The organism is Streptomyces erythrochromogenes (assembly GCF_040684695.1).
Classification (GTDB): domain Bacteria; phylum Actinomycetota; class Actinomycetes; order Streptomycetales; family Streptomycetaceae; genus Streptomyces; species Streptomyces erythrochromogenes_C.
This window is the reverse complement of record NZ_JBFBGM010000004.1, coordinates 250,268-265,649: the sequence shown is the minus strand read 5'-3', so window position 1 is coordinate 265,649 and position 15,382 is coordinate 250,268. Positions and strand designations below refer to the sequence as shown.

Below are 15,382 nucleotides of genomic sequence, written 5' to 3'. Positions count from 1 at the left end.
GCCCACGGGCCGCGGGAGGCCTTCACGACCCATCATTTTCGGCCAAGCCGTGAACCCGGCCGAGCTTTAATTTGTATCTGGGATGCGAATTTTCTACGGTGGCCCCATGCGGCTGACCCGATTCACCGACCTGGCGCTGCGCACCCTGATGCGCCTGGCCGTCGAGGAGACGGACCTCCCGACCACGCGCGACGTGGCGGCGACGATGGAGGTCCCGTACACCCACACGGCCAAAGTGGTCGCCAGGCTGCAGCATCTCGGCCTGGTCGAGGCACGGCGCGGCCGCGGCGGGGGGCTCGCCCTGACCTCCGCCGGACGGGCCGCCTCGGTGGGCGCGGTGGTGCGCGAGCTGGAGGGCGCCGGCGACGTCGTCGACTGCGACGGCGCCACCCCCTGCCCGCTGCGCGGCGCCTGCGTGCTGCGCGGCGCGCTGCGCCGGGCCCAGGAGGCGTTCTTCGCCGAACTGGACCCACTGACGGTGAACGACCTGGTGGCGGCCCCGACCGGCCCGCTCCTCCTGGGCATTTCGGGCAGGGCGCCCACCGGGGCCGAAGGGCCCTGACCCCCAGGGCCGAATGGCCGGTTATCACTACCCGTCGGAGCCCATAGCCTCACCCACGACGGCAGTTCGAACGCAAGTCCGCATCGCCGCAGGCCGCTGCGATCAAAAATACGCATCTAAGATGCCAATTAATGGTTCCACCACGCGAGGAGTTCCCCATGCTGTCCGAGAAGTCGACCGCGACCGTCCGAGCCACCCTGCCCGCCGTCGGAGCGGCCATCGGCGACATAACGGAGCTCTTCTACGCGAAGCTCTTCGCGGCCCACCCGGAGCTGCTCCGCGACCTCTTCAACCGGGGCAACCAGAACGCGGGCCTCCAGAAGCAGGCGCTCGCCGGCTCCATCGCCGCCTTCGCCACCCACCTCGTCGAGCACCCGGACACCCGCCCCGACGTGATGCTCGGCCGCATCGCGCACAAGCACGCCAGCCTCGGCGTCACCCGCGAGCAGTACGCGGTCGTCCACCTGCACCTCTTCGAGGCGATCGCCGAGGTCCTCGGCGAGGCCGTCACACCCGAGGTCGCCCGGGCCTGGGACGAGGTCTACTGGCTGATGGCGAACGCCCTCGCGGCCATCGAGGAGCGGCTCTACGCCGGGCACAGGATCGCCGCCGGCGACGTGTGGCGCGAGTGGACCGTCACGGGCCGCTCGGAGGAGACGGCCGACTGCGCCACCTTCCGCATCACCCCCGCCGACGGCGCCCCCGCGCCCGCGCACCTGCCCGGCCAGTACGTCTCCGTCCAGGTCGAACTCCCCGACGGAGCCCGCCAGATCCGCCAGTACAGCCTGTCCGGCGCCCCCGGCTCCGCGGTCCGCGCGATCACCGTCAAGCGGGTCCACGGCCCGGCCGCCGCGGGCCCCGACGGCGAGGTCTCCAACCACCTGCACGCCGGCGTCCACGCGGGCCACACCCTGCGGGTCTCCGCACCGTACGGCGACCTGGTCCTGGAGGACTCCGCGGCCCCGGTCCTGCTCGCCTCGGCGGGCATCGGCTGCACGCCGATGCTCTCGATGCTGGAGCACCTGGCCGAGACCGGGCACACCGCGCCGGTGACGGTGCTGCACGCCGACCGCTCGCCCGCCGACCACCCGCTGCGGGCCGACCACCGGGCCCTGACCCACAAGCTGGCCGACGCCTCGGCCCGGTTCTGGTACGAGCAGGGGGCGGAGCCGGGCGACGCCACGGGCCTGATGGACCTCTCGGACGTGGCCGTCGGCCCGGGCACCCGGGCCTACCTGTGCGGACCGCTCCCCTTCATGCGGTCCGTGCGCGAGCAGCTGATCGCCAAGGGCGTGCCGGCCGCCGACATCCACTACGAGGTGTTCGGCCCCGACCTGTGGCTCGCCTCCGTGTGACGGCTGTCCGGATCCGCTCGCTCGCCGTACGAAAACACTAGCCGCGGAAGGGCCGCCTCCACTAAACCGGAGAGTGACGATTCGGACACATGGGGTGTCCGTCGCGCACCGCACGAAGGGAGGCGGCCATGGCCGCACCCATGTCCGCGGACCGGTTCATCAACGCACTGCGGAACGAAGGCCTGACCGTCGTCGAGGTCGGCGCCTGGCGCACCCACAACCGCAACCACAAGGGGCCCTGGGGGCCGCTGCACGGGGTGATGATCCACCACACCGTCACGCGCGGCACGGCGTACTCCGTCGAGCTCTGCCGGGACGGCCACAGCGCCCTCCCGGGACCCCTCTGCCACGGGGTGATCGGCAAGGACGGCCGCGTCCACCTGGTCGGCTACGGCCGTGCCAACCACGCCGGCCTGGGCGACCCCGACGTCCTGGCGGCGGTGATCGCCGAACGGCGGCTCCCCCCGGACAACGAGGCGACCACCGACGGCAACCGCCACTTCTACGGCTTCGAATGCGTGAACCTCGGAGACGGCGAGGACCCGTGGCCCCCGGCCCAGATCGACGCCATCGCCCGCGCGGCGGCGGCCCTGTGCCGGGTCCACCGCTGGACGGCCCGGTCGGTCATCGGCCACCGCGAATGGCAACCGGGCAAGGTCGACCCCCGCGGTTTCACGATGGACTCCCTCCGCGACCGCATCGCCGAACGCCTGAAGTAGCCGTCACCGACGAAGTGGCGGCCGACCGCCACTTCGTCACCCGCGAGACGTAGCCCCCGCCCGTGCGGCGACGCGGGGCGGCCCACAATGGACGGGTGGACCACCCCGAACTGCAGGCACGGCCGGCGTCCCCGCTCGTCGAGGCGGTGGACGAGCGGTTCGCCGCCCACGGCGTGCGGCTGCTGCTGAAGCGGGACGACCTCGTCCATCCCGAGCTGCCCGGCAACAAGTGGCGCAAGCTCGCCCCGAACCTGCGCGCGGCCCTGGAGGCGGGGCACGACCGGCTCGTCACCTTCGGCGGCGCGTACTCGAACCACCTGCGGGCCACCGCCGCCGCCGGACGGCTGCTGGGCCTCGGGACCATCGGCATCGTGCGCGGCGACGAGCTGGCCGGCCGGCCCCTGAACGACTCCCTCGCCCGCTGCGCCGCGGACGGCATGCGCCTGCGCTTCGTCACCCGCTCGCGCTACCGCGCCAAGGCCGATCCGCAGGCCCGGGCCCTGCTGCTGGACGAGGCGGGCGCGAGCGGGGCGTACGTCGTGCCGGAGGGCGGCAGCAACGCCCTCGCCCTCGGGGGCTGCGCCGAGCTGGGCCGCGAGCTCCGCGGCCTCACCGACGTGGCCGCGGTGGCCTGCGGCACCGGCGGCACCCTGGCCGGCCTGGCCGCGGGCCTGGCCCCCGGGCAGCGGGCCCTGGGGGTCCCCGTCCTGGCCGGCGGCTTCCTGTCCGAGGAGATACGTTCCCTCCAGAGCGCCGCGTACGGCGGCCCGGTCGGCGACTGGTCCCTGGCCGAGGACTTCCACCACGGCGGGTACGCCCGCGTCCCGGCCGCCCTGGAGTCCTTCGCCGCCGACTTCGCCTCCCGCCACGGCTTCCCGGTGGAGCGGATCTACGTCGCCAAGCTCCTCTGGGCCCTGACCGCCCTCACCCGGGCCGGCGCCTTCCCGCCCGGCACGACCGTCACCGCGATCATCACCGGCCGCCCGTAGCGACAGCCGCCGGGGCCCGCCGGACACACCGGCCCCGGCACCGGCCCCCGCCGAGCACCCCGCAAGGGCTACGTCGCCTCGCGGTACGCCGCCGCCTCCTCCAGGTCCAGCCTGCGCAGCAGCACCCGCAGCATCTCGTCGTCGATCCGCCGGCCGTCCCGCAGGGCGACGAAGACCTCGCGCTCCGCCTCGATCATCTCCCCCGCGAGCCGCCGGTAGATGTCGTCCGCGGACTCCCCCGTCAGCGGATTGACCTCGCCCAGCCGTTCCCACACCGCGTTGCGCCGCCGTTCCAGCACCGTTCGCAGCCGGTCCGCCAGCGGCGGCGGCAGCGTGGAGTTCTCCGGCTCCTCCAGCAGCTCCGCCAACCGCTCCTCCGCCGCCCGCGAGGCCTCGCTCTGCGCCTGCGCCTCCGCCAGCGTCTCGGCCTGCACGTCCCTCGGCGGCAGCTTCAGCACCCTGATCAGCGGCGGCAGCGTCAGCCCCTGGACCACCAGCGTCCCGATGACGGTCGTGAAGGTGAGGAAGAGGATCAGGTTCCGGTGCGGCACCGAGATCGGCACGGAGAAGGCGATGGCCAGCGAGACCACACCGCGCATCCCCGCCCAGCCCACGATCACCGGGGACTTCCAGTCGGTCTCCGGCTCCCGCGTCCGGATCCGGGGCGACATCCAGCGCGGCACGAAGGTCGCCGGGAACACCCACACGAAGCGGGCCACCACCACCACGAGGAAGACGGCGATCGCGTACCAGGCCGCGTCCATGCCCTGGTACTCCCCCAGCCCCGTGAGGACCACCGCCAGCTGGAGGCCGATCAGCGCGAAGACCACCGACTCCAGGATGAAGCCGACCATCTTCCACACCGCCTCCTCCTGGAGCCGGGTGGCGAAGTCGACCTGCCAGTTGCGGTGCCCGAGGTACAGCGCGACCACGACCACCGCGAGCACACCGGAGGCGTGCACCCGCTCGGCCGCCGCGTACGCCACGAAGGGGATCAGCAGCGAGAGGGTGTTCTGGAGCAGGGGCTCCTTCATCCGTTTGCGCAGCTGGTGGATCGGCACCATCAGCAGCAGGCCGACCCCGACCCCGCCCACCGAGGCCAGCAGGAACTCCGCGATGCCGCCCGCCCAGCCGGCGCTCACCCCGACGGCCGCCGCCAGCGCCACCTTGTACGCGGTGATCGCGGTGGCGTCGTTGACCAGGGACTCACCCTGCAGGATGGTCGTGAGCCGGTTCGGCAGCCGCAGCTTGCGGGCGATCGCGGTGGCGGCGACCGCGTCGGGCGGCGCGATCACCGCGCCCAGCACCAGCGCCACCGGCAGGGACAGCCCGGGCACCACCAGGTACGCCGCGTACCCGACGACGACCGTCGCGAAGAGCACGTAGCCGACCGACAGCATCGCGATCGGCCGGATGTTGGCGCGCAGGTCCAGGTACGAACTGTCCACCGCCGCCGTGTACAGCAGCGGCGGGAGCAGCAGCGGCAGCACGATGTGCGGGTCGAGGGTGTAGTCCGGCACGCCCGGGATGTACGAGGCCGCGAGCCCGGCGGCGACCAGCAGGAGCGGCGCGGGCACCGGCGTGCGACGGGCGAGTCCCGCCACGGCCGCGCTGCCCGCGACGAGCGCCACCAGCTGCAATACGTCCATCGAAGATCCATCCTCCGTCGTCGCCCGCCCCCCACCCTGGCCGTACGCTGGCCATCATGAGCGAGTGCACCCACGTTGCCGAACTGCCGCGCCCCGAGCCGGTCCCCTCTGCACAGACCTGCGCCGAATGTCTGGCGGTCGGCAGCCATCCGGTGCAGCTGCGGATGTGCCTGGGGTGCGGGCACGTGGCGTGCTGCGATTCCTCGCCGTTCCGGCACGCGACGGCGCACCACCACGAGACCGGCCATCCGCTCATGCGGAGCTTCGAGCCGGGAGAGACCTGGCGATGGTGTTTCGTGGACGGTTCGATCGTCTGAGGCGGGGTAGTTCAACCCTCCGCCGGTTCCACCGATTTGACCCCCGCAGACCCCTAGCCACTGTGCGTACCCATGGGCTTACCATCAGTCACTGGCCGCAGGGCAGGGTGCTCACAACGGGCGTCACGAGGGGTGCCGCGACACGATCGCCCGGATCGCGGTAGCGTCACCGGCGAAAAGAGCTCGTACCACCTTGGAGGTGAGGGTGTCCCAGATCGCAGGCGAGCCCGGGACTCAGGACTTCGTGGAAGTCCGGCTGCCCGCTGCGGGTGCCTACCTGTCGGTGCTGCGGACGGCCACGGCCGGCCTCGCGGCACGTTTGGACTTCACCCTCGACGAGATCGAGGATCTCCGCATCGCGGTGGACGAGGCCTGCGCGATCCTGCTCCAGCAGGCCGTGCCGGGCTCCGTCCTCTCCTGCGTCTTCCGGCTGATCGACGATTCGCTGGAGGTGACCGTCTCGGCACCGACCACGGACGGGCGCGCGCCGGAGCGCGACACGTTCGCGTGGACGGTCCTGTCGGCGCTGGCCGGCAAGGTCGAGGCCACGGTCGAGGAGAACCGGACGGTGAGCATCAGCCTCTACAAACAACGCGGCGCGGGACCAGGCCCGGCGTGAGCGGCGGGGAGATCCCGGTGCGGGGCGGGGATCGGCCCCGGGTACGGCACGAGGTCGACGGCGGCATCCCGGAGCAGCAGCACGCCCGGCCGCACCCGGCTGACGCGGATGCGGAAGACGGCTTTTTGGACTCGGCGGAGCGACGGGCGGGCCCTATGAGCGAGAACCAGCACGACCAATCACAGCCGGTACAGCCACCGGAGGCCGCTGCGCCGGCCCCGGCGGCGGGGTTCCCGGTGTCTTCGGCGCCTGCGGCGCTGCCCGATCCGCGCGACCGCAGCAGCGCGCGGGCCCTGTTCGTCGAGCTGCGGGCACTGCCCGACGGCTCGCCGGAGAAGGCGGAGCTGCGCAACCGGCTCGTACGGATGCACCTGCCCCTGGTCGAGCACCTGGCGCGGCGCTTCCGCAACCGCGGCGAGCCGCTGGACGACCTGACCCAGGTGGCGACGATCGGCCTGATCAAGTCGGTGGACCGGTTCGACCCGGACCGCGGGGTCGAGTTCTCCACGTACGCCACGCCCACGGTGGTCGGCGAGATCAAGCGCCACTTCCGGGACAAGGGCTGGGCGGTGCGGGTGCCTCGGCGCCTGCAGGAGCTGCGGCTCTCGCTGACGACCGCCACGGCCGAGCTGTCCCAGCAGCACGGGCGCTCCCCGACGGTGCACGAGCTGGCCGAGCGGCTGGGCATCTCCGAGGAGGAGGTGCTGGAGGGGCTGGAATCGGCCAATGCCTACAGCACGCTCTCCCTGGACGTCCCGGACACCGACGACGAGTCGCCGGCGGTCGCGGACACCCTGGGCGCGGAGGACGAGGCCCTGGAGGGCGTCGAGTACCGCGAGTCCCTCAAGCCGCTGCTGGAGGGGCTGCCGCCGCGGGAGAAGCGGATCCTGCTGCTTCGGTTCTTCGGCAACATGACGCAGTCGCAGATCGCGCAGGAGGTCGGCATCTCCCAGATGCACGTCTCCCGGCTGCTGGCCCGCACCCTGGCCCAGCTGCGCGAGAAGCTCCTCGTGGAGGAGTGAGCGGACCTCAGGAGGAGTGGGCGGGCCTCAGGAGGACGAGGGTCCGCCGATGCCGAGCGCCTCGGTCGCCGTCGGGTTCACCAGGAGTGCGACGACGGCCACCGCGGCCACCGCGAGGGCCGCGGCGGCTGCGGTCATGGCACCGCCGGTGGTGTAGAGCGTCCAGGCCACCGGAAGCGCCATCAGCTGGGTGATCAGTGCCGGGCCGCGGCTCCAGCGGCGGCCCAGGCGCAGTCCGCGGGCGGCGACGAGCGGCAGCGCGGCCAGCGCGAGCAGGGTGATGCCACCCGTCTCGGCCTGCTGCGGGGAGTCCGGGTCGCCGGCGATGCCGACGAACAGCATGTACACGCCCAGGCCGGCGAGGGCCAGTCCCTCCAGGGCGGTGAGCGCGGCCGCGGCGGTCAGCCGGCGGGGCAGCGCGGTGGGCGCTTCGACGGTGGGGGCGGGGGCCTTCGCGGGCTGCTTCTTACTCACCCATGCAGGGTAACGGCGCCCTCCGGGAGCCGGAGGGGACGGGCAGTAGGGTCGGCTCGTGAAGGGGTGGGTAGTCTGGCGCTCATGCGTGCACTTCTCGTGGCCAACCCAGCAGCGACGACCACCAGTGCGCGCACGCGCGACGTCCTGATCCATGCCCTGGCCAGCGAGATGAAGCTGGAGGCGGTCACCACCGAGTACCGCGGGCACGCCCGGGACCTGGGGCGCAAGGCCGCGCACGAGGGGCTGGACCTGGTGGTCGCCCTGGGCGGCGACGGCACGGTCAACGAGGTGGTGAACGGGCTCCTGCACAACGGGCCCGATCCGGACCGGCTGCCCCGGCTGGCGGTGGTCCCCGGCGGCTCCACCAATGTGTTCGCCCGCGCCCTGGGGCTGCCGAACGACGCGGTCGAGGCGACGGGCGCACTGCTGGACGCGCTGCGCGAGGAGCGCGAGCGGACGGTCGGCCTGGGTCTGGCGGCGGGCACCCCCGGCACGGAGGACGAGTCGGTTCCGGCGCGCTGGTTCACCTTCTGCGCGGGCTTCGGGTTCGACGCGGGCGTCGTGGGGCGGGTCGAGCAGCAGCGGGAACGCGGCAAGCGTTCGACGCACGCCCTGTACGTACGACAGCTGATGCGCCAGTTCTGGGAGGAGCCCAACCGCCGGCACGGGACGGTCACCCTGGAGCGCCCCGGGGCCGATCCGGTGACGGACCTGGTGCTGTCGATAGTGTGCAACACCTCGCCGTGGACGTATCTGGGGAATCGTCCGCTTTACGCCTCCCCGGAGGCGTCGTTCGATACCGCACTTGACGTATTGGCACTCAACCGTTTGTCAACTCCGGCCGTCGCCCGGTACGCGACACAGCTCCTGACCTCCACTCCTGAGCGGGGTCCGCACGGCAAGCATGCGGTGTCTCTGCACGATCTGACCGACTTCACCTTGCATTCGAAGGTTCCCCTCCCGTTCCAGATGGACGGCGATCACCTCGGACTGCGCACCAGCGTTCGGTTCACAGGCGTACGCCGTGCACTGCGTGTGATTGTGTGAGTGGAAGGGCCCGCGAGCCTTTCACTCGAACGTTTACACGCCGGTCCACCCTCACGATGTAGGGCTGTGACCTAGTAGACACCGACGAATCAAAAAAAACTTTCCGGAAGGGGTTGTATCCCCGTCCGAGGTTTGCGAATCTCTTCATGGCGATCGGGACAGCCCGCAGAACCGGCACCCACACAGACCGCCAGAACCCCTCCACGAATCTCTGACTGATCACCCGCGTGAAACCGGGCGGTCGCCCTTCCCTCACGGGGGGATTCGTGAAAGCGTTCACATTCACAAGCAAAGTGCCCGCAATACAAGGAGATGGAGCAGCCATGGACTGGCGTCACAACGCCGTTTGCCGCGAGGAAGACCCGGAACTCTTCTTCCCCATCGGCAACACCGGTCCTGCGCTGCTGCAGATCGAGGAAGCCAAGGCCGTCTGCCGCCGCTGCCCCGTCATGGAGCAGTGCCTGCAGTGGGCGCTCGAGTCCGGTCAGGACTCCGGCGTCTGGGGCGGTCTCAGCGAGGACGAGCGCCGCGCCATGAAGCGCCGCGCCGCTCGCAACCGGGCGCGCAACGCCAGCGCCTGACAACGACTTTCGAGCCTCGACGCGCAGCGCGCAGTAACCGAAGAAGCGCTCAGCAACGTGCTCTTGAGCCCCGGACCGAAGCATTCGGTCCGGGGCTCAGTGCTGCTGCGGGGCTACTCTCCGTGTGCGCGGCCCGCAGGCCGCCGCTCACGTTGAGTCACCGTCCGGCTGCTACTTCTGCGGGCTGGACGGCAGGTCGAGGACGACCTTGGTGCCGCGCGGCTCGGCCCGGACCATGTCGAAGGTGCCGCCGAGCTCCCCCTCCACGAGGGTCCGTACGATCTGCAGCCCGAGGTTGCCGGCCCGCTGGGGGTCGAAGCCCTCGGGCAGGCCGTTGCCGTCGTCGAGCACGGTGATCAGCAGCCGCCCGTCCTTGCGGCCGGTTCCGCTGCGCAGCGCGGACACCTCCACGGTGCCCCGCTCCCCCTGGGTGAAGGCGTGCTCCAGGGCGTTCTGCAGGATCTCGGTGAGCACCATCGACAGCGGGGTGGCGACCTCCGCGTCCAGGATCCCGAAGCGGCCGGTGCGCCGGCAGTCGACCCGGCCCGGTGAGATCTCCGAGACCATCGCGATCACGCGGTCGGCGATCTCGTCGAACTCGACCCGCTCGTCGAGGTTCTGAGAGAGCGTCTCGTGCACGATCGCGATCGAACCGACGCGGCGCACGGCTTCGTTGAGCGCCTCGCGGCCCTGGGGCGAATCCATTCGGCGGGACTGGAGCCGCAACAGGGCGGCCACGGTCTGGAGGTTGTTCTTCACCCGGTGGTGGATCTCCCGGATGGTGGCGTCCTTGGTGATCAGTTCACGTTCGCGACGGCGCAGTTCGGTGACGTCGCGGCAGAGCACCAGGGAGCCGATCCGGATCCCCTTCGGCTTGAGCGGGATGGCGCGCAGCTGGATGACGCCGCCGTTGCCCTCGACCTCGGTCTCGCGGGGGGCCCAGCCGCTGGCGAGCTTGACCAGCGCCTCGTCGACCGGGCCGCGGGAGGGGGCGAGTTCGGCGGTGGTGGCGCCGAGGTCCTGGCCGACCAGGTCGGAGGCGAGGCCGAGGCGGTGGTAGGCGGAGAGCGCGTTCGGGGACGCGTAGGTGACCACGCCGTCGGCGTCGAGCCGGATCAGGCCGTCCCCGACGCGCGGGGAGGCGTCCATGTCGACCTGCTGGCCGGGGAAGGGGAAGGCGCCGGCCGCGATCATCTGCGCGAGGTCCGAGGCGGACTGGAGGTAGGTCAGCTCCAGCCGGCTGGGTGTACGCACAGTGAGCAGGTTGGTGTTGCGGGCGATCACTCCCAGTACCCGGCCCTCGCGGCGGACGGGGATCGACTCGACGCGGACCGGCACCTCCTCGCGCCACTCCGGGTCGCCCTCGCGCACGATGCGGCCCTCGTCGAGCGCGGCGTCCAGCAGCGGGCGGCGGCCGCGCGGCACCAGGTGGCCGACCATGTCGTCCTGGTAGGAGGTGGGGCCGGTGTTCGGGCGCATCTGGGCGACCGAGACGTACCGGGTGCCGTCGAGGGTGGGCACCCACAGCACGAGGTCGGCGAAGGACAGGTCGGAGAGCAGCTGCCACTCCGAGACCAGCAGGTGGAGCCACTCCAGGTCGGTTTCTCCGAGAGCGGTGTGCTGGCGTACGAGGTCGTTCATGGAGGGCACGTTGCGAGCGTACCCCGGGTACGCACGATGACTTTCCCCACGCCGGTACTCAGGAGTATCCAGGAGGGGCACGGGCCGCGTACTGTTGGAGGAAGTGACGGGTTTCCAGCTACCGTCATTGGATGGACAGAACAGAATGGTCTAGTCCAGAATTGACTTAGAGTCTCCGCCCTCCCCGCACAGGAGGACGGATCGAGGTAGCCGCGCGCTCTGCCCTGACCGCGCAGGCACCTCTCACCGGCCGCCGGGAACCGCACACCTGACGGCCGTAAGTACTCCGGGCTACGGTGCCGGACGGGTTGAGGGTCCCGTCCTGCACCGTGGCCCAGAGGAATGTTCGGGGCCTTTCACGGCCAGGCCAGCAGGGCCCGCTCCGCCACCGCCTCCAGCTCCTCCCGGGTCGCCCCGTCGCGCGACTGCTGGGACATCCCCTGGAGCACGGCCCCGGCGTACCGGGCCAGCGCCCGCGCGTCGGTGTCCGCGGGCAGCACCCCGGTGGCCATGTCGGCGCGGATCCGGCTCTCGAAGAGCACCAGATTGGCGTTGCGCCGTTCCCGCAGCGCCTGGGCCACCTCGTCCGAGGTGGTGTTGATCGCCGCACTGATCACCATGCAGCCCGGCGGGTGGGCCGGGTCGGTGTAGACCTCGGCGGCCTCGCGCAGGATGCGCCCGACGGCGGCGCGGGCGGTGGGCTCCTCGGCCAGTGCCACGCCGGCGAAGTCCCCGTACCGGCTCCCGTAGACCACGACGACCTCGTCGAAGAGCTTGCGCTTGTCACCGAAGGCCGCGTAGAGGCTGGGCGCGCTGATGCCGATCGAGGCGGTCAGGTCGGCGATGGAGGTCGCCTCGTAGCCGCGCTCCCAGAAGGCCGTCATCGCCTTGTCGAGGGCGGCGTCACGATCGAAGGAGCGGGGCCTGCCGCGCTGTCCGGTCACCATCCGCACATTCTATAGCGGGCGCTAGAGAATCTGGTACGGTCCTTTCTGTAGCGACCACTAGCGATTTCGGAGGGGGGCGCGTCATGGGCGTGCTCAAGGGGAAGACGGCACTGGTCACGGGCGGCAGCCGGGGCATCGGCCGGGCCGTGGCGGAGCGGCTGGCACGCGACGGGGCACTGGTGGCGGTGCACTACGGCCGCAACGCGGCGGCGGCCGAGGAGACCGTGGCCGCGATCGGGGCGGCCGGCGGACGCGCATTCGCGATCGGGGCGGAGCTCGGGGTGCCGGGGGACGCGCAGGCCCTCTGGGTGGCGTACGAGGCCCACCCCGCGCACACCGAGGCCGTGGACATCCTCGTCAACAACGCGGGGGCGGCGGTCTTCGCGGGGATCGGGGACACGGACGAGGAGGCGTACGACCGGGCGCACGCACTGAACGCCAAGGCGCCGTTCTTCGTGATCCGGCACGGGCTGGCGCGGCTGCGCGACGGCGGCCGGATCGTGAACGTGACCGGCACCCCGGACCTCGCGCTGCCGGCGATCCTCGCGACAGTCATGGCCAAGGGTGCGGCGAACGCCATGACGCGCTCGCTGGCCGCCGAGCTCGCCCCGCGGGGGATCACCGTGAACTCGGTCGGACCGGGGATCACCGAGACGGACCTGAACGCGGCCCTGCTCGCCGATCCCGCGACCCGGGCCCACCTGGCCTCCCGCTCGGTCTTCCACCGGGTGGGCACGGCGCAGGAGGTGGCGGACGTGGTGGCCTTCCTGGCCTCGGCGGACTCCCGCTGGGTCACGGGCCAGCACCTGGACGCCACGGGCGGCCTGCAGCTGGCACTGGCCTAGCCGGACGCGCCCCCGGGGGCCGCGCGGGGCCCGTCGCGGGTCGGGTACCGCCCCGGCGGCGGACCGGTGCCCGGGAGGCCGCGGGGCCGGGTCGGGATCAGCATGGAAAGTGGGCGGGACCCCCGCCGTACCCGGCCCGCTCTGCTAGATTGGTCTATACCACATCACCCACTCCAGATCGGCAGGCCCCGCGTGGAAGTTGTCATCGTCCCGGACGCCAAGGCAGGCGGCGAGCTCATCGCGGAGGCCATGGCGGCCCTGGTGCGCCGCAAGCCCGACGCCCTGCTCGGCGTGGCGACCGGCTCTACCCCGCTGCCCGTCTACGAGGCCCTCACGCGCAAGGTCGGGGCGGGTGAGGTCGACGCCTCCAGGGCCCGGATATGCCAGCTCGACGAGTACGTCGGCCTGCCGGCCGGGCACCCCGAGTCCTACCGCGCGGTCGTCCTGCGCGAGGTCGTCGAGCCCCTCGGGCTGACCGAGGCCTCCTTCATGGGCCCCGACGGTTCGGCCGAGGACCTCGTCGCCGCGTGCGAGGCCTACGACCGGGCCCTGGCCGGGGCCGGCGGCGTGGACCTCCAGCTGCTGGGCATCGGCACGGACGGGCACATCGGCTTCAACGAGCCCTGCTCCTCCCTGGCCTCGCGCACCCGCATCAAGACGCTGACGGAGCAGACCCGCGTGGACAACGCGCGCTTCTTCGACGACGACCTGGAGCAGGTGCCGCACCACGTCATCACCCAGGGCATCGGCACCATCCTCGACGCCCGCCACCTGGTGCTGCTGGCCACCGGCGAGGGCAAGGCCGAGGCCGTCGCGCAGACCGTCGAGGGTCCGCTGTCCGCCCTGGTACCGGCGTCCGCGCTGCAGCTGCACCGGCACGCGACCGTCGTCGTGGACGAGGCCGCCGCCTCCAAGCTCAAGCTGGCCGACTACTTCCGCCACGCCTACGCCAACAAGCCGTCCTGGCAGGGTCTGTAGGGACCGCAGGACCCCGGAGCGCGCGAAGGGCCGGGCACCCCCTCGGGGGTGCCCGGCCCTTCCGTATACGCGGCGGAGCCGGGCACCACCCCTGTGACAAGGTGCCCGGCTCCGGTTCCGCGGCGCGTCACACCCCCGTGACGGCCCCCGCGACGACCTCGGCAGCGGCGCGACCGCAGACGCGCGCGGCACCGTGCGTGGCGATGTGCAGGGCTCCGCGCGGCTCGGCGCGCGGCAGCCCCATCTCGATGACCACCGTGTCGGGCCGGGCCTGGACCAGGTCGTCCAGCACCTCGGTCATCCACGGGTGGCGGTGCGCGTCCCGGACCACCGCGACGACGGTGCGCTCCCCCGCGGCCGCCAGGATCTCCCCGGCCGTGGCGCCCTGCGGATAGAGCTCCGAGGCGGTGCCGGGCAGCAGCTCGGCCAGCTCCGCGGCCGGGCCCCACGGGGTCTCGTCGCCGACGGCGATGTTCGCGACCGGGGTCAGGGTCGCCACGTACGGGCCGGCCGGCGCGGGCGCCGAGCCGGTGACGAGGAGGGCGCGGCGGGCGGCGGTCAGGCCGATGCCGGACGCGCGGCTCCCCTCCGGCCGCGCGTCCGGCCGGGCTCCCAGCGTCCACGCGGCCAGCGCGCGGACCCGGGCGGCGGCGTCGGCGAGCCGCTCCTGCGGGAGCGTGCCCTCGCGCACGGCCGCCACCAGCGCGTCGCGCAGCCGCAGGACGGTGTCCTCGTCGGCGAGTCCGCCGCCCACGCAGATGGCGTCGGCGCCCGCCGCGATGGCCAGGACCGAGCCGCGCTCGATCCCGTACGTCCCGGCGATGGCGTGCATCTCCATGCCGTCGGTGACGATGAGGCCCTCGTAGCCGAGCTCCTTGCGCAGCAGGCCGGTCAGGATCTGCGGGCTGAGCGTGGCCGGGCGGGTCGGGTCGAGGGCGGGCACCAGGATGTGCGCGCTCATCACGGCCTTCGTCCCGGCCTCGATGGCGGCCCTGAAGGGGACGAGTTCGCGTGCGGCGAGGGTGTCGAGGTCCACGTCGATGCGCGGCAGGGCGTGGTGGGAGTCGACGTTGGTGTCGCCGTGGCCCGGGAAGTGCTTGGTGCAGGCGGCGACGCCGGCGGCCTGGAGGCCTTCGACGTATGCGGCGGTGTGCCGGGCCGCCAGGTGGGTGTCGGCGCCGAAGGACCGTACGCCGATGACCGGGTTGTCCGGGTTGGAGTTGACGTCGGCGGAGGGGGCCCAGTTGAGGTTCACCCCGCACTCGGCGAGGCGCCGGCCGAGCTCGTGGGCGACGTCCCGGGTCAGGCGGGTGTCGTCGACGGCGCCGAGGGCCAGGTTGCCGGGGAAGGACGAGCCGCCCCGGACCTCCAGGCGGGTGACGTCGCCGCCCTCCTCGTCGATGGCGACGAGTACGTCGTCGCGCTCGGCCCGCAGCTGCGCGGTGAGCGCGGCGAGCTGCTCGGGCGAGGCGATGTTGCGGCCGAACAGGCCCACCGAGGTGAGGCCTTCGCCGATCCTGCGGAGCAGCCAGGCCGGGGCGGTGGTGCCCTCGAAGCCGGGCTGGAGGACGGCGAGGGCGTCGCGTGTCACCTCGTCGGAGGCCGTGGCGCGGTGCGCAAGGACAGTCATGACG

General features: G+C 72.3%; 16 protein-coding genes. 11 read left to right on the top strand and 5 right to left on the bottom strand.

Features of this window, described 5'->3' with window-relative positions; all coding sequences use genetic code 11:
* Positions 1-106 precede the first annotated feature (106 nt).
* The 4 genes from AB0O53_RS10170 (at position 107) to AB0O53_RS10155 (ending at position 3,625) form a co-directional block, all read left to right on the top strand.
* Complete coding sequence (locus AB0O53_RS10170) at positions 107-562, top strand: RrF2 family transcriptional regulator (protein ID WP_350987957.1); 456 nt, start codon at positions 107-109, stop codon at positions 560-562.
* 158 nt (positions 563-720) lie between these two features.
* Entirely contained in the window at positions 721-1,917 is a 1,197-nt protein-coding gene (locus tag AB0O53_RS10165) for a globin domain-containing protein (protein ID WP_350988420.1), read from the top strand.
* A gap of 128 nt (positions 1,918-2,045) precedes the next feature.
* The gene (locus AB0O53_RS10160) at positions 2,046-2,636 is read left to right on the top strand and encodes an N-acetylmuramoyl-L-alanine amidase (protein ID WP_350987958.1); all 591 of its coding nucleotides are present in this window, start codon (positions 2,046-2,048) and stop codon (positions 2,634-2,636) included.
* Between the two features lie 95 nt (positions 2,637-2,731).
* Complete coding sequence (locus AB0O53_RS10155) at positions 2,732-3,625, top strand: 1-aminocyclopropane-1-carboxylate deaminase/D-cysteine desulfhydrase (protein ID WP_350987959.1); 894 nt, start codon at positions 2,732-2,734, stop codon at positions 3,623-3,625.
* A 68-nt stretch (positions 3,626-3,693) separates the two neighbouring features.
* On the opposite strand, the gene AB0O53_RS10150 is transcribed toward AB0O53_RS10155, so the two are convergent.
* The gene (locus AB0O53_RS10150; RefSeq protein ID WP_350987960.1) at positions 3,694-5,274 is read right to left on the bottom strand and encodes a Na+/H+ antiporter; all 1,581 of its coding nucleotides are present in this window, start codon (positions 5,272-5,274) and stop codon (positions 3,694-3,696) included.
* A 56-nt stretch (positions 5,275-5,330) separates the two neighbouring features.
* On the opposite strand from AB0O53_RS10150, the gene AB0O53_RS10145 reads away from it, so the two are divergent.
* From AB0O53_RS10145 to AB0O53_RS10135, 3 genes are all read left to right on the top strand, one after another.
* Entirely contained in the window at positions 5,331-5,591 is a 261-nt protein-coding gene (locus AB0O53_RS10145) for a UBP-type zinc finger domain-containing protein (RefSeq protein WP_350987961.1), read from the top strand.
* Between the two features lie 205 nt (positions 5,592-5,796).
* Complete coding sequence (locus AB0O53_RS10140) at positions 5,797-6,210, top strand: ATP-binding protein (protein ID WP_030012703.1); 414 nt, start codon at positions 5,797-5,799, stop codon at positions 6,208-6,210.
* Positions 6,211-6,221: 11 nt separating this feature from the next.
* On the top strand, positions 6,222-7,232 hold the full coding sequence (locus AB0O53_RS10135; protein ID WP_350988422.1) for an RNA polymerase sigma factor SigF: 1,011 nt from the start codon (positions 6,222-6,224) through the stop codon (positions 7,230-7,232).
* Between the two features lie 27 nt (positions 7,233-7,259).
* Here AB0O53_RS10135 and AB0O53_RS10130 read toward each other — a convergent pair whose 3' ends face one another.
* A complete protein-coding gene (locus AB0O53_RS10130; protein ID WP_350987962.1) occupies positions 7,260-7,706 on the bottom strand; it encodes a hypothetical protein in 447 nt (148 codons plus the stop codon).
* 84 nt (positions 7,707-7,790) lie between these two features.
* Between AB0O53_RS10130 and AB0O53_RS10125 the strand changes: the two genes are divergently transcribed.
* Together AB0O53_RS10125 and AB0O53_RS10120 are read left to right on the top strand one after the other, a co-directional pair.
* Entirely contained in the window at positions 7,791-8,756 is a 966-nt protein-coding gene (locus AB0O53_RS10125) for a diacylglycerol/lipid kinase family protein (RefSeq protein ID WP_030829342.1), read from the top strand.
* Positions 8,757-9,079: 323 nt separating this feature from the next.
* Positions 9,080-9,337 (top strand): WhiB family transcriptional regulator, encoded by a 258-nt coding sequence (locus AB0O53_RS10120; protein ID WP_003953983.1) that lies wholly within the window; start codon positions 9,080-9,082, stop codon positions 9,335-9,337.
* A gap of 171 nt (positions 9,338-9,508) precedes the next feature.
* On the opposite strand, the gene AB0O53_RS10115 is transcribed toward AB0O53_RS10120, so the two are convergent.
* Both AB0O53_RS10115 and AB0O53_RS10110 read right to left on the bottom strand, forming a co-directional pair.
* On the bottom strand, positions 9,509-10,978 hold the full coding sequence (locus tag AB0O53_RS10115) for a sensor histidine kinase (protein ID WP_350988424.1): 1,470 nt from the start codon (positions 10,976-10,978) through the stop codon (positions 9,509-9,511).
* A gap of 356 nt (positions 10,979-11,334) precedes the next feature.
* A complete protein-coding gene (locus AB0O53_RS10110) occupies positions 11,335-11,925 on the bottom strand; it encodes a TetR/AcrR family transcriptional regulator (RefSeq protein WP_350987963.1) in 591 nt (196 codons plus the stop codon).
* An 83-nt stretch (positions 11,926-12,008) separates the two neighbouring features.
* On the opposite strand from AB0O53_RS10110, the gene AB0O53_RS10105 reads away from it, so the two are divergent.
* Positions 12,009-12,770: an SDR family oxidoreductase gene (locus AB0O53_RS10105; protein WP_365194430.1), complete on the top strand. Its 762-nt coding sequence runs from the start codon at positions 12,009-12,011 to the stop codon at positions 12,768-12,770.
* A gap of 192 nt (positions 12,771-12,962) precedes the next feature.
* Positions 12,963-13,748: a glucosamine-6-phosphate deaminase gene (gene nagB, locus AB0O53_RS10100; RefSeq protein ID WP_365194428.1), complete on the top strand. Its 786-nt coding sequence runs from the start codon at positions 12,963-12,965 to the stop codon at positions 13,746-13,748.
* A gap of 127 nt (positions 13,749-13,875) precedes the next feature.
* On the opposite strand, the gene AB0O53_RS10095 is transcribed toward nagB, so the two are convergent.
* Positions 13,876-15,378 (bottom strand): glycoside hydrolase family 3 protein, encoded by a 1,503-nt coding sequence (locus AB0O53_RS10095; protein ID WP_350987966.1) that lies wholly within the window; start codon positions 15,376-15,378, stop codon positions 13,876-13,878.
* Positions 15,379-15,382 lie beyond the last annotated feature (4 nt).

Bases quoted from the DNA above. Each gene is read 5' to 3' on its own strand.
- AB0O53_RS10170 (WP_350987957.1), top strand. From the start codon at position 107: ATGCGGCTGACCCGATTCACCGACCTGGCGCTGCGCACCCTGATGCGC.
- AB0O53_RS10165 (WP_350988420.1), top strand. From the start codon at position 721: ATGCTGTCCGAGAAGTCGACCGCGACCGTCCGAGCCACCCTGCCCGCC.
- AB0O53_RS10160 (WP_350987958.1), top strand. From the start codon at position 2,046: ATGGCCGCACCCATGTCCGCGGACCGGTTCATCAACGCACTGCGGAAC.
- AB0O53_RS10150 (WP_350987960.1), bottom strand. From the start codon at position 5,274: ATGGACGTATTGCAGCTGGTGGCGCTCGTCGCGGGCAGCGCGGCCGTG.
- AB0O53_RS10145 (WP_350987961.1), top strand. From the start codon at position 5,331: ATGAGCGAGTGCACCCACGTTGCCGAACTGCCGCGCCCCGAGCCGGTC.
- AB0O53_RS10125 (WP_030829342.1), top strand. From the start codon at position 7,791: ATGCGTGCACTTCTCGTGGCCAACCCAGCAGCGACGACCACCAGTGCG.
- AB0O53_RS10120 (WP_003953983.1), top strand. From the start codon at position 9,080: ATGGACTGGCGTCACAACGCCGTTTGCCGCGAGGAAGACCCGGAACTC.
- AB0O53_RS10115 (WP_350988424.1), bottom strand. From the start codon at position 10,978: ATGAACGACCTCGTACGCCAGCACACCGCTCTCGGAGAAACCGACCTG.
- AB0O53_RS10110 (WP_350987963.1), bottom strand. From the start codon at position 11,925: ATGGTGACCGGACAGCGCGGCAGGCCCCGCTCCTTCGATCGTGACGCC.
- AB0O53_RS10105 (WP_365194430.1), top strand. From the start codon at position 12,009: ATGGGCGTGCTCAAGGGGAAGACGGCACTGGTCACGGGCGGCAGCCGG.
- AB0O53_RS10095 (WP_350987966.1), bottom strand. From the start codon at position 15,378: ATGACTGTCCTTGCGCACCGCGCCACGGCCTCCGACGAGGTGACACGC.